Annotated in this window: 11 protein-coding genes; 5 read left to right on the top strand and 6 right to left on the bottom strand. The window is 73.2% G+C overall.

Annotation, left to right across the window (positions count from 1 at the left end):
• Positions 1-195: 195 nt before the first annotated feature.
• The 3 genes from hemQ to hemE are packed head-to-tail and all read right to left on the bottom strand — an operon-like array spanning position 196 to position 3,394.
• Entirely contained in the window at positions 196-897 is a 702-nt protein-coding gene (hemQ, locus tag ACFYTT_RS13310) for a hydrogen peroxide-dependent heme synthase (protein ID WP_131057853.1), read from the bottom strand.
• Positions 894-2,303 (bottom strand): protoporphyrinogen oxidase, encoded by a 1,410-nt coding sequence (gene hemG, locus ACFYTT_RS13305; RefSeq protein ID WP_387259141.1) that lies wholly within the window; start codon positions 2,301-2,303, stop codon positions 894-896. Before hemG ends, hemQ begins: the two co-directional genes overlap by 4 nt.
• Before the next feature lie 5 nt (positions 2,304-2,308).
• Positions 2,309-3,394 (bottom strand): uroporphyrinogen decarboxylase, encoded by a 1,086-nt coding sequence (hemE, locus tag ACFYTT_RS13300; protein ID WP_387259138.1) that lies wholly within the window; start codon positions 3,392-3,394, stop codon positions 2,309-2,311.
• 209 nt (positions 3,395-3,603) lie between these two features.
• Between hemE and ACFYTT_RS13295 the strand changes: the two genes are divergently transcribed.
• The 5 genes from ACFYTT_RS13295 to ACFYTT_RS13275 all read left to right on the top strand — a co-directional run bounded on the left by ACFYTT_RS13295 (position 3,604) and on the right by ACFYTT_RS13275 (position 10,027).
• Positions 3,604-4,176, top strand: a complete 573-nt coding sequence (locus ACFYTT_RS13295) for a DUF3000 domain-containing protein (protein WP_176093081.1) — start codon at positions 3,604-3,606, stop codon at positions 4,174-4,176.
• 91 nt (positions 4,177-4,267) lie between these two features.
• The gene (locus ACFYTT_RS13290; RefSeq protein ID WP_387259136.1) at positions 4,268-5,626 is read left to right on the top strand and encodes a ribonuclease D; all 1,359 of its coding nucleotides are present in this window, start codon (positions 4,268-4,270) and stop codon (positions 5,624-5,626) included.
• Between the two features lie 213 nt (positions 5,627-5,839).
• Entirely contained in the window at positions 5,840-7,036 is a 1,197-nt protein-coding gene (locus ACFYTT_RS13285) for an acetyl-CoA C-acyltransferase (protein ID WP_176093079.1), read from the top strand.
• Positions 7,033-9,099, top strand: coding sequence for a 3-hydroxyacyl-CoA dehydrogenase NAD-binding domain-containing protein (locus ACFYTT_RS13280; RefSeq protein WP_387259133.1), 2,067 nt, complete (start codon positions 7,033-7,035; stop codon positions 9,097-9,099). Before ACFYTT_RS13285 ends, ACFYTT_RS13280 begins: the two co-directional genes overlap by 4 nt.
• A 124-nt stretch (positions 9,100-9,223) precedes the next feature.
• On the top strand, positions 9,224-10,027 hold the full coding sequence (locus tag ACFYTT_RS13275; RefSeq protein ID WP_387259131.1) for a hypothetical protein: 804 nt from the start codon (positions 9,224-9,226) through the stop codon (positions 10,025-10,027).
• Between the two features lie 57 nt (positions 10,028-10,084).
• Here ACFYTT_RS13275 and ACFYTT_RS13270 read toward each other — a convergent pair whose 3' ends face one another.
• Genes ACFYTT_RS13270 through ACFYTT_RS13260 form a run of 3 tightly spaced genes read right to left on the bottom strand, consistent with a single transcriptional unit; the run spans position 10,085 to position 12,390 of the window.
• A complete protein-coding gene (locus tag ACFYTT_RS13270; RefSeq protein WP_387259128.1) occupies positions 10,085-10,480 on the bottom strand; it encodes a VOC family protein in 396 nt (131 codons plus the stop codon).
• Between the two features lie 45 nt (positions 10,481-10,525).
• Positions 10,526-11,725 (bottom strand): sensor histidine kinase, encoded by a 1,200-nt coding sequence (locus ACFYTT_RS13265; RefSeq protein ID WP_387259126.1) that lies wholly within the window; start codon positions 11,723-11,725, stop codon positions 10,526-10,528.
• On the bottom strand, positions 11,722-12,390 hold the full coding sequence (locus ACFYTT_RS13260) for a response regulator transcription factor (protein WP_387259123.1): 669 nt from the start codon (positions 12,388-12,390) through the stop codon (positions 11,722-11,724). Before ACFYTT_RS13260 ends, ACFYTT_RS13265 begins: the two co-directional genes overlap by 4 nt.
• Positions 12,391-12,403: the final 13 nt, after the last annotated feature.

Genomic DNA, 12,403 nt, shown 5'->3' with positions numbered 1-12,403 from the left:
CTCCCTCGGGCGCGGCCCCGGCCGGCTCGTCGCGTCGGCCGATGCCGCCGCACGCCGGGCGATGCCGGCCTGCGCTGCGCGATGCCGGCGTCCGCCGGGCGTTGGTGCCGTGCGCTACGCGATGGTGTTAGCAGGGGTCCCCTGCTATGCACGAGGCGTTAGCACGGGGCCCTTCCTTACACCTCGGCCGGCGTATCACGCGAGTGCGGAGACGATGTCGGCGATCGGGCGGCGGCGACCGGTGTAGAACGGCACCTCCTCGCGGACGTGCAGCCGTGCCCGCGAGCCGCGCAGGTCACGCATCAGGTCGACGATGCGGTGCAGTTCGTCCGCCTCGAAGGCCAGCATCCACTCGTAGTCGCCGAGCGCGAACGAGGCGACCGTGTTGGCGCGGACGTCCGGGTAGCCCCGGGCCATCTTGCCGTGCTCGGCGAGCAGCTCACGCCGCTCGGCGTCGGGCAGCAGGTACCAGTCGTACGAGCGCACGAACGGGTAGACGCAGAGGTAGGCGCGGGCCTCCTCGCCGGCCAGGAAGGCCGGGATGTGACTCTTGTTGAACTCGGCCGGTCGGTGCAGCGCCATCTGTGACCAGACCGGGGTCAGCGCCCGCCCCAGGGCGGTCCGCCGCAGTCGCAGGTACGCGTCCTGGAGGTCGTCGCTGGACGAGGAGTGCCACCAGATCATCAGGTCCGCGTCGGCGCGCAGGCCGGAGACGTCGTACGTGCCGCGCACCACGACGTCCTTGCCGGCCAACTCCTCGATCAGCGACTCGACCTCGCCGGTCACGTTGTCGCGCAGTGACGGCAGCGGCGCGCTGGCCCGGAACACCGACCACATCGTGTAGCGGATGGTGTCGTTGAGTTCCCGCAGCCGGGCCGCGTTGCTCTGCTCGGTCATCTGCCCGATCCCTCCAGTGCTGTGATGATCTCTTCGGCCGCCGTCTCGCCGGAGCGGACGCAGACCGGAATGCCGACCCCGTCGTAGCCCGCACCGGCCAGCGCCAGCGTCGGACGTGTCGCCCGCAGCGCGGCCCGCGCGGCGGCCACCCGGTCGAGATGACCGGGGGTGTACTGCGGCAACGCGCCGCCCCACCGCTGCACGTGCCCGTCCACCGGGGCGGGCAGTGGCGTGTCGAGCACCCCCGACAGCTCCCGGTGCACGGTGGCGGCGAGGTCCTGGTCGGGGCGCTGGAGCTGGGCCTCGTCGCGGTAGCGGCCGACCGAGGCGCGGACCAGGGCCAGCCCGTCGGACCGGCGCAGGTGTCCCCACTTGGTGGTGAAGAAGGTGGACGCCTTGATCAGCAGGCCCTCGGTGCCGGGCACCAGGAAGCCGGAGAGCGCCGGCAGCGCCGGCTCCGGCAGGGCCAGGGTGACCAGGGCGACGCTGGCGTAGTCCAACTCGCCGATCCGCGCCGCCACCTCGGCGGCCGGCTCGGCGAGCAGGCGGGCCGCCGGGCGGGCCGGTACGGCCAGCACCACCGCGTCGACCTCGACGTGCTCCGGGTCGCGGGTGGGGCCGACGGTGAGCCGCCAGCCGGAGCCGACCGGGGCCAGTTCGCGGACCGCCGCATCGCGCCGGACTGTCGCCCCGCCGGCCGTCGCGGCGGCGTCGACCAGGGTGCCCAGTCCGCCGGCCAGGGTGCCGAAGACCGGCTCGCCGGGGGCGCGGGGGGTGGCGGCCTGCGCCGCGCGTACCGCACCGAGCAGCGTGTGCTCCGTCCGGGCCGCCCGGGCCAGCGCCGGCATGGTGGTGGCCAGTGAGAGGTCGTCGGCGCGGCCGGCGTACACGCCACCGAGCATCGGGTCGACCAGCCGGTCGACCACCTCGTCGCCGAAGCGGGCGCGGACCAGCGCGCCGACGGCGACGTCCTCGTCCGGGCCGAGCAGCGGCCGACCGCCGTCCCGGTCGGCCTCCGGCGTCGGCCGGGCCACCGCCGTCACCTTCGCCAGATCCCCGGGTACGCCCACCAGCGTCCCGCCCGGGATCGGGCGCAGCCCGCCGTCGACGGCGAGGGCGGCCTGCCCGACGGTCGGGTGCACGATCCGGTCGGCCAGCCCGAGTCGGCGAACCAGGGTCACCGCGGCCGACTCACCGCCGGCCGGGTCACGCATCAGGAACGACTCGGCGCCGAACTCCACCGGCCCGCCGGCCAGCTCGCCGGTGCGCAGCTTGCCACCGAGCGCGCCGGACTGCTCGTACACGGTGATCTCGGTGCCCTCGGGGGCCCGGTCGCGCAACCGCAGCGCGGCGGCCAGGCCGGTGATGCCGCCGCCGACCACCGCCACCCGCCACCGCGTCGCCATGGCGGTCAGTCCCGGGCGGAGAGCTCGTGGACCAGCGCGACCACCCGGGTCAACACCTCCGGATCGGTCTCCGGCAGGACGCCGTGGCCGAGGTTGAACACGTGCCCGGGGGTGGCCCGGCCCTCGTCGAGGATCCGCCGCACCTCGGCCTCGATCACCGGCCACGGGGCGAACAGCAGGCACGGGTCGAGGTTGCCCTGCACGGCCTTGTCCGGCCCGATCCGGCCGGTCGCGACGTCCAGCGGCGTACGCCAGTCCACGCCGACCACGTCGGCACCGGCCTCGCCCATCGCGCCGAGCAGCTCGGCGGTGCCCACCCCGAAGTGGATCCGGGGCACACCCGAGTCGGCCAGCCCGCTGAGCACGGCCGTCGAGTGGGGCAGCACGAAGCGACGGTAGTCGGCCTCGGAGAGCGCGCCGGCCCAGGAGTCGAAGAGCTGCACGGCGGAGACCCCGGCCTCGATCTGTACGCGCAGGAAGGCCAACGTCACCTCGGCCAGCCGGCCGGCCAGTGCGTGCCACAGCTCCGGCTCGCCGTACATCAGGGCCTTGGTCTTGGCGTGGGTCCGCGACGGCCCGCCCTCGACCAGGTAGCTGGCGAGCGTGAAGGGGGCACCGGCGAAGCCGATCAGCGGCGTGTCGCCCAACTCCTTGACCAGTATCCGGACCGCCTCGTCGACGTACCCGACGTCGCTGCGGTCGATGGGTCGGATCCGCGCGACGTCGGCGGCGGTGCGGACCGGTTCGGCCACCACCGGGCCGGTCCCGGGCACGATGTCCAGGTCGACCCCGGCGGCGGCGACCGGCACCACGATGTCGCTGAAGAGGATCGCCGCGTCCACATGGTGCCGGCGTACCGGCTGGAGGGTGATCTCGGTGACCAGCTCGGGGCGGCGGCAGGACTCCAGCATCGCCACGTTGGCCCGGATCTGGCGGTACTCCGGCAGCGAGCGGCCGGCCTGGCGCATGAACCAGACCGGGGTGTGTGGGACGGACCGGCGGCGGCACGCCCGTACGAAGGGCGAGTCGGCCGGCCCGTCGGGGCGGGTTGCGTCGTCTCGGGCGGCGTCGCCCGTGGTCTCGGTGGCCATCGCGGCCATCGTGCCACGCGGCCGATCCCCACCCCGCGCCCACCGCCGGCTTTGTGACGTAGCGGGCGTGCAAGGAAGGGCCCCCTGCTAACGCCTGCGGTAGAGCAGGGGACCCCTGCTAACACAGAAGCGGGCGGAGCGCGCCCGTGTGGGGAGATCGTCGGCGCGCCATCCGGGCCGGGAACCGGGCGGCGGCTTAGGCTGCGAACATGGCCGCCCAGATCGCGCTCCCGGACACCTTCGCCCGCGCGGTCACCGGGCTCCGGGTGTCGGCGCCTCGACCGGAGATCGTGCTGGAGGAGGTCGGCGCGCCGCAGCGGCTGGCGCCGTACTCCTTCGCCCTCTCCGCGGCGGTGCTGCGCGACGGTGACGAGGTGGCCACCGCCCGGCTGATCCTGCTGCACGACCCCGCCGGCCACGAGGGGTGGCAGGGCACCCTGCGACTGGTCACCTACGTGAGCGCCGAGCTGGAGGTCGACCTGGCCACCGACCCGCTGCTGCCCGGGGTGGCCTGGACCTGGCTCACCGACGCGCTGGAGACGCACGACGCCGGGCACCGGGCGATCGGCGGCACGATCACCCAGACGGCGTCGAACCGGTTCGGCGACCTGGCGGGTCCGCCGGCCGCCTGTGACATCGAGATCCGCGCGTCGTGGACCCCGACCGGCATCGAGCTCACCCCGCACCTGTACGCCTGGTGCACGCTGCTCGCCTCGACGGCGGGTCTGCCGCCGCCGGGCGTCACCGCGCTGCCCGAGCGGCGCGCCGCGGCCGCCGGTTGACGGGGCCGGTACGGCACCCGGGCGGCGAACCGCCGACACGCGGCGGGGCGGGTGCGCGCCGCACGATCCATTGGCGCACTAGGGTTGCCAGGTGACCGACGAACCACCCCTGCGCCGTCGGACCGCCGCAAGCCGTACGGGAAACGACACGCACCACGAGCCGTCGGCGCGGCCGGAGCCGTCGGACGCGGGGACCGAACCCACTGGCGGCGAGTCCGTGCCGTTGACCGCCCCACGTGAGGGCACTCCCGAACCGGTGGCGACACCGGACCAACTCACCGAGGTGGTGGCCCGTTTCGCGGCCGGCACCGGTCCGGTGGCCCTGGACGCCGAGCGCGCCTCCGGCTACCGCTACAGCCAACGGGCGTACCTGGTGCAGTTGCGCCGCCAGGGCGCCGGCACCGTGCTGATCGACCCGTTGCCGCTACCCGACCTGAGCACGCTCGACGCGGCGATAGCCGACACGGAGTGGGTGCTGCACGCGGCCAACCAGGATCTGCCCTGCCTCGCCGAGCTGGGGTTGCGACCACGCCGACTGTTCGACACCGAGCTGGCCGCCCGGCTGGCCGGGTTCGAGCGGGTCGGCCTGGCCGCGCTCACCGAGCAGTTGCTCGGGTTCAGCCTGGAGAAGCATCACTCGGCGGCGGACTGGTCCAGCCGGCCGTTGCCGGAGTCCTGGCTCACCTACGCCGCCCTGGACGTGGAGCTGCTGACCGACCTGCGGGACGCGCTCGACGCGGAACTGTCCCGGCAGGGCAAGTCCGCGTGGGCGGCCGAGGAGTTCGCTGCGCTGGTGAACAGCGGGGACCGTCCACCCCGGGTCCGGGCCGACCCGTGGCGGCGCACCTCCGGCATCCACCGGGTACGCGGAGCGCGGGCGCAGGCCCGGGTGCGCTCCCTCTGGTACGCCCGCGACCAGATCGCCGCCCGTCGGGATGCGGCACCGGGGCGGGTCCTGCCCGACTCGGCCATCGTGGCCGCCGCCGAGCTGGACCCGAAGGACGAGAAGACGCTGCTCACCCTGCCCGGTTTCGGCGGTCGGTCGGTACGCCGGCTGGCGCGGACCTGGCTGACGGCGCTGGACGACGCCCGGCAGTTGCCGGACGACGAGTTGCCGGTGACGCCGACGGTGGAGGGCCCGCCACCGCCGCACCGGTGGGCCGAACGGGACCCGGCCGCCGCCGCCCGGCTGGCCCGTTCCCGTGAGGTGGTGCTGCGGGTGGCCGGCGCGCACCATCTGCCGCCGGAGAACCTGATCTCCCCGGACACCATCCGCCGCGTCGCCTGGCAGCCTCCCGAGGAGATCACCGAACACACCGTCGCCGAGGCGCTCCGCAGCCACCACGCCCGGGACTGGCAGATCGACCTCCTCCTCCCCGACCTGGCCGAAGCCCTGACCGCCCCACCCCCACCCCCCGCCTCCCCCGCCACCCCCACCCCACCCGCCTGACCCGCGGTTGATCAAGAGGTTTGCGTCCGGCGGGCGGCCGTTCGCCGACGCAAACCTCTTGATCAACGAGAGCGGTGGGCGCGAGCCGTCAGCGAGAGCGGTGGGGGCGGGGGCGAGGACGGGTGTGGGGTGGGCCACAGTGGGGACGGCGGCACTGGTTATTACTGGCGAGTAGCATTCGGGGGAAACGCCAGTGCTGGCTAGGAGGCTCAAGTGCCCCGTGAAGTTCGGGATGTCGTCTTCGTGGACGGCGTCCGCACCCCGTTCGGCAAGGCGGGTGGGATGTACGCCAACACCCGCGCCGACGACCTGGTGATCCGATGCATCCGCGAACTGCTGCGCCGCAACCCGCAGCTCCCCCCGGAACGGGTCGAGGAGGTGGCCATCGCCGCCACCACCCAGACCGGTGACCAGGGCCTGACCATCGGCCGTACCGCCGCGTTGCTGGCCGGCCTGCCCAAGACGGTGCCCGGCTTCGCCATCGACCGGATGTGCGCCGGTGCGATGACCGCGGTGACCACCGTCGCCAGCGGCATCGCCGTGGGCGCGTACGACGTCGCGATCGCCGGCGGTGTCGAGCACATGGGCCGCCACCCGATGGGCGAGGGCGTCGACCCGAACCCGCGCATCGTCGCGGAGAAGCTGGTCGACCCGTCCGCGCTGGTGATGGGCTCCACCGCGGAGAACCTGCACGACCGGGTCCCGCACATCACCAAGGAGCGCACCGACGCGTTCGCCCTCGCCTCGCAGCAGAAGACCGCGAAGGCGTACGCCGACGGCAAGTTGCAGGACGACCTGGTGTCGGTGGCGGTCCGCGATCCGGAGACCGGCTGGGGCCTGGCGACCGTGGACGAGGCGCCCCGGGACACCTCCCTGGAGAAGCTGGCCACGCTCAAGACCCCGTTCCGCCCGCACGGCAAGGTGACCGCGGGCAACGCGGCCGGGCTGAACGACGGCGCGACCGCCAGCCTGCTGGTCGCCGAGGACGTCGCCCGTGAGCTGGGCCTGCCGATCGCCATGCGGCTGGTGTCGTACGGCTTCGTCGGCGTCGAGCCCGAGGTGATGGGCGTGGGTCCGATCCCGTCGACCGAGAAGGCGCTGCGCATCGCCGGCCTGACCATCGACGACATCGGCCTGTTCGAGCTGAACGAGGCGTTCGCCGTGCAGGTGCTCGCCTTCCTCGACCACTTCGGCATCGCCGACGACGACCCCCGGGTCAACCAGTGGGGCGGCGCGATCGCCATCGGGCACCCGCTCGCCTCCTCCGGCGTACGGCTGATGACCCAGCTCGCCCGGCAGTTCGCCGAGCACCCGGAGGTCCGCTACGGCCTCACCGCGATGTGCATCGGCATCGGCATGGGCGGCACGGTCATCTGGGAGAACCCGCACTGGGAGGGTGGAGACAAATGAGCCTTGCGGCACCGAACGAGGTGGTCACCAGGGCGCTGCTGCGTCAGGTGAACGTGCCCGGGCTGGACCGCCCGGCCGCCCTGATCACCCTCGACAACGGATTCGACCACACCAAGCCGAACACCTTCGGCCCGGGCGGCCTCACCAGCCTGGACGAGGCGGTCAGCGCCGCGCTGGCGGCCGATCCGGCGTTCATCGCGGTGACCGGCAAGCCGTACATCTTCTGTGTCGGCGCGGACATCACCAGTCTGCCGCTGCTGGCGGACCGGGCGCAGGCGCTGGAGATCGGCCGGCTGGGGCACCGGGTCTTCGCCCGGCTCAAGGACAGCCCGGTTCCGACCTTCGCCTTCGTCAACGGGGCGGCGATGGGCGGCGGCCTGGAGCTGGCCCTGCACTGCCACTACCGGACGCTCTCCGGCGGCGCGGCGGCGCTGGCCCTGCCCGAGGTGTCCCTCGGCCTGATCCCGGGTTGGGGCGGCACCCAGCTCCTGCCGAACCTGATCGGCATCCCGGCCGCCACCCAGGTGATCATCCAGAACCCGTTGATGCAGAACAAGATGCTCAAGCCGAAGCAGGCCGCCGAGCTGGGCATCGCCGACGTGCTGCTGGAGCCGGCCGACTTCCTGGAGCGGTCGCTGGAGTGGGCCGCCGGGGTGGTGCGCGGCGAGGTGACCGTCACCCGGCCCGAGGTCGACAAGGACATGTGGGCGGGCGTGCTCTACTTCGCCCGGCAGACCCTGGACCAGCGGCTGCACGGCGCGGTCCCGTCCGCGTACCGGGCGTTGGACCTGCTGGAGACGGCGAAGGACGCCGACTTCGCCACCGGCACCGCCGCCGAGGACGAGGCCCTGGCCGACCTGGTCTTCTCCGAGGAGTTGCGCAGCGGCCTGTACGCCTTCGACCTGGTGCAGCGGCGGGCCAAGCGACCGGCCGGCGCGCCGGACAAGGGGCTGGCCCGTCCGGTGACCAAGGTCGGCATCGTCGGCGCGGGCCTGATGGCCGGTCAGTTGGCGCTGCTGTTCGCCCGCCGTCTCCAGGTGCCGGTGGTGCTCACCGACCTCGACCAGGCTCGGGTGGACAAGGGCGTCGGCTACGTGCACACCCAGATCGAGAAGGCCGTCAGCAAGGGCCGGATGGACAAGGGCACCGCCGCCAAGCTGTACGGCCTGGTGAGCGGCACGGTCGACAAGAGCGCGTTCGCGGACGCCGACTTCGTCATCGAGGCCGTCTTCGAGGACCTCTCCGTCAAGAAGCAGGTCTGGGCCGAGCTGGAGAAGATCGTCCCGGCGGAGGCGGTGCTGGCGACGAACACCTCGTCGCTGTCGATCACGGCGATGGCCGAGGACCTGGAGCACCCGGAGCGGGTGGTCGGCTTCCACTTCTTCAACCCGGTCGCGGTGCTGCCGCTGCTGGAGATCGTCCGCGGCGAGCGGACCGACGACGCCACGCTGGCCACCGCCTTCGCGGTCGGCAAGCAGCTCAAGAAGTCGTCGGTGCTGGTGAAGGACGCCCCGGCGTTCGTGGTCAACCGGCTGCTCACCCGCTTCCTCGGCACCGTCTTCGCCGCCGTGGACGCGGGCACCCCGCTGGAGGTGGCGAACCGCGCGCTGGACCCGCTGGGCCTGCCGATGCGACCGCTGGCACTGCTCCAGCTCGTCGGCCCGGCCGTCGCCCACCACGTCGGCGGCACCCTGCACGCGGCCTTCCCGGACCGGTTCACGGTCAGCGAGAACCTGAAGCGGATCGCGGACTCCGGTCAGCCGATCGTGGTGGACGACGAGATCAACGCCGAGGTGGCGAAGCTGCTGGTGGTCGGCGACCAGCCGCTCACCGAGGAGCAGGTACGCCAGCAGGCGCTCGACGCGCTGGCCCAGGAGATCCGGCTGATGCTGGACGAGGGGGTCGTCGCCGAGGCGCAGGACATCGACCTGTGCATGATCCTCGGTGCCGGGTGGCCGTTCCACCTGGGCGGCGTCACGCCGTACCTGGACCGGACCGGGACCAGTGAGCAGGTCACCGGTCAGCGTTTCCTGCCGCCGGGAGTGGCCAGCCTGACCGGCTGAGCCGACCCGGGTCACGGTGGTCGCCCCGACCGGGGGTTGACCACCGTGACCGGCGGTCTGGGGCAGCGGCGCGTGCGGTCGCTGGCTACCCTTCCGGTTCCACCCTTCACCAGGAGCTGACCGCATGTCCCACCCGGACCAGCACCACTATCCGCCCGGCGGCGGCCCGCACCCGCAGGGCGGCGGCTACCCGCCGGCCGGGGCGTACCCGCAGGCCGGTGGCTACCCACCACCGCCGGGTGCGGGCTATCCGCCACAGTCGGGTGCCGGCTATCCCCCGCCTCCGCAGGCCGGCGGGTACCCCGCGCCCGGCCAGTCGTACGGCGCCTTCCCGCCGCCCCCACCGCCGAAGAAGTCCCACACCGGGAAGATCGTGCTGATCGTCCTCGCCGTCCTCATGGTGCTCTGCGTGGGCGGTGGCGCGGTCGTCTGGTTCGTGGTCCGGGACACCGTCGGCGAGGCGGTCGACGCCACCCGGACCCGGGTGGTGGCGCCAGAGACGCTGGCCGGCCGACCGAAGGTCACCGAGCCGGAGTTGCAGCAGCTCTCCGAGTCGATGGTCCGGCAACTGAAGTCCTCGATCCAGAACGAGACGAGTGCGGTCGGTGCCTTCTACGGCAATCCGTCGCAGGAGAACCTCGTGATGATCGTGGCCGTCTCCGGGTTGATGTCCGACCCGAAGAAGGAGCTCGACGAGGCGGTCCAGGCCATCTCGACCGAGCTGACGGTCAGCAACATGACGCCGGTCGAGCCGGGCCCACTCGGAGGCGAGGCCCGCTGCGGCGACGGCCGGGCCGACGTGGCGTTGGGCATCTGCGTCTGGGCCGACCGGGGCAGCGTCGGCATGATCGTCATGTTCTTCTCCTCCCGCAACGACGCCGCGTCCGAGTTCCTCACCATCCGGGGCCAGGTCGAACAACGGTCCTGACGTACGCGCCGACGGCCGGGCGGGGTGGATCCCCGCCCGCGCCGGCCCGGTGAGGAGTCAGCCCTCCGTCGGGGAGTGCTCCGCGGCGCTGCGTTCCACGCAGAACTCGTTGCCCTCCGGGTCGGCCAGCACCACCCAGCCCGTGCCGTCCGGCCGGCGGCGGTCGGCGACCTGTGTGGCACCCAGGCCGATCAGGCGTTCCACCTCCTCGTCCCGGGTCCGGTCGGTCGGTTGGAGGTCCAGGTGGATGCGGTTCTTGGCGGTCTTGCCCTCGGGGATCCGCTGGAAGAGCATGCCACCGCCGGCCAGGTCCGGGCCGGACAACAGGGCGCACTCCTCGTCCCCCGGCCGGTCGTCCGGGTCGGGCCGCAGCCCGGTGACCTCGGCCCAGAAGGTCGCCATGGTGTACGGGTCGGCACAGTCGACGTCGATCCAACGCACTCGGGAAGCCATGACCCCAACCTCTCATCGGGATCAAGCGATTATTCGCGCGTCGGGTCAGCGCGTGCCCTGCTCCACGGTCGGCGCGGAGTCGGCCGCCGGCAGGTTCACCGTCACCTCCAGGCCGCCCCCGGGCTGCGCCACCGCCGCCACCGTGCCGCCGTGCGCGTCACAGACCGCCCGGACGATGGAGAGGCCGAGGCCCGACCCACGGGCGCCGGTCCGCTCCCGGCCGCCACGCCGGAACGGCTCGAACAGCCCCGGTACGTCGGCCGGGTCGACCTCGAATCCGGTGTTGCCCACCACCAGCCACGATCGCTGACCGTCGGAGCCGGTCCGCACCCAGAGCCGCCCGTGCAGGTGGTTGTAGCGGACCGCGTTCTCGATCAGGTTGCCGGCCAACCGGTCCAGCAGCCCGGGGTCGCCGACCACCGGTGCCGGCTGGAGCGAGGTCCGCACGTCCAGCTTGATCCGTTCCACCTCCCGGCGCACCGCGGAGAGCGCGTTGAGCGTGCCGGCGGCCAGGTCGCACTCGGTACGCCGGGCGAGCCGTCGGCCCGTCTGCGCCTCGCTGCGGGCCAGCACCAACAGGGCGTCGACAAGCCCGTTGGCGCGTTCGGAGGCGTCGCGCACCACGGTCGCCATCCGGCGGTACTCGGCCGCGTCCGCGTCGTCGTCGCTGAGCGTCACGTCGATCTCGGTACGCATCACCGCCAGCGGTGTCCGTAACTCGTGCGAGGCGTTGGCGACGAACCGTTTCTGCGACTCGAAGGCGGCACCTATCCGGTCCAGCATCGCGTCGAAGGTGTCGGCCAGCTCGGCCACCTCATCGTCCGCCCCGGAGTAGCCGATCCGCTGGTGCAGCGTGGTCTCGCCGAGCCGCCGCGCGGTGGCGGTGACCTGGTGCAGTGGCCGCAGCGCCCGCCCCGCCACCGCGTACGCCCCGACCACGCCGACCGCCCCGACCGCCAGCAGCGCGGCCAGTCCCTTCGCCAGCAGCTCGCCGGAGGCCGCGCTGACCAGTTGCCGCTGCCACGCCCCGGCTTCCAGGGTGCTGCCGTCGGCCAGCACCACGGTGGTGCCGGGCAGCAGCTCGGCGGTGGGGCGCAGCGCGTCGCGCACCAGCAGCCAGGCCAGCAGCAGCAGGATCGCCCCGGCGCCGATCAGCAGGACGCCGTTGAGCAGGGTCAGCCGCAGCCGCAGGGTGGGCCGCAGCCGCAGCCGCGTGACCGGCCCGAGCCCCAGGGCGGGCGTCACGCCGACCCCTCGGCGGTGCGGTAGCCGGCCCCCACCACGGTCTCGATCAGCGACGGGTCGCCGAGCTTGCGGCGCAGGGTCATCACGGTGACCCGGACGATGGTGGTGAACGGGTCGGTGTTGGCGTCCCAGACCCGTTCCAGCAGTTCCTCGCTGGAGACCACCGCGCCACGGGCCTTGAGCAGCTCGCAGAGCACCCCGAACTCCTTGTTGGTCAGCTCCACCGGCTGCCCGGCCCGGGTGGCGACCCGCCGCGCCGGGTCGACGACCAGGTCGGCCAGTTCCAGCACCGGCGGTGCCGCCGGGGTGGCCCGCCGGCCCAATGCCAGCACCCGGGCCACCAGTTCGTCGAAGGCGAAGGGCTTGGGCAGGTAGTCGTCGGCGCCGAGTTGCAGGCCCTCGACCCGGTCGGCGACCGTGCCGCTGGCGGTGAGCATCAGCACCCGGGTCAGCGCGCCGGACGCGGCCAGCTCGGCGCAGATCTGGTCACCGTGCATGCCGGGCAGGTCACGGTCGAGCACCACCACGTCGTACCGGGTGACGAAGGCCATTTCGTGTCCGCTGTCGCCGTCGTACGCGACATCCACCGCCATGCCGCGTTTGCGTAGGCCGCGCGCGATCGCGTCAGCGAGGTTGCGCTCGTCCTCGACCACCAGTACCCGCATGTCACGCCCCTTT

The organism is Micromonospora sp. NPDC003816, from assembly GCF_042874705.1.
Lineage (GTDB): Bacteria > Actinomycetota > Actinomycetes > Mycobacteriales > Micromonosporaceae > Micromonospora.
The sequence above is the reverse complement of the archived record's forward strand: the minus strand, read 5'-3'. Positions and strand labels throughout refer to the sequence as shown.

Coding starts and splice junctions, on each gene's coding strand:
- hemQ (WP_131057853.1), bottom strand. CDS start 897: ATGACCGAGCAGAGCAACGCGGCCCGGCTGCGGGAACTCAACGACACC.
- hemG (WP_387259141.1), bottom strand. CDS start 2,303: ATGGCGACGCGGTGGCGGGTGGCGGTGGTCGGCGGCGGCATCACCGGC.
- hemE (WP_387259138.1), bottom strand. CDS start 3,394: ATGGCCACCGAGACCACGGGCGACGCCGCCCGAGACGACGCAACCCGC.
- ACFYTT_RS13295 (WP_176093081.1), top strand. CDS start 3,604: ATGGCCGCCCAGATCGCGCTCCCGGACACCTTCGCCCGCGCGGTCACC.
- ACFYTT_RS13280 (WP_387259133.1), top strand. CDS start 7,033: ATGAGCCTTGCGGCACCGAACGAGGTGGTCACCAGGGCGCTGCTGCGT.
- ACFYTT_RS13275 (WP_387259131.1), top strand. CDS start 9,224: ATGTCCCACCCGGACCAGCACCACTATCCGCCCGGCGGCGGCCCGCAC.
- ACFYTT_RS13270 (WP_387259128.1), bottom strand. CDS start 10,480: ATGGCTTCCCGAGTGCGTTGGATCGACGTCGACTGTGCCGACCCGTAC.
- ACFYTT_RS13260 (WP_387259123.1), bottom strand. CDS start 12,390: ATGCGGGTACTGGTGGTCGAGGACGAGCGCAACCTCGCTGACGCGATC.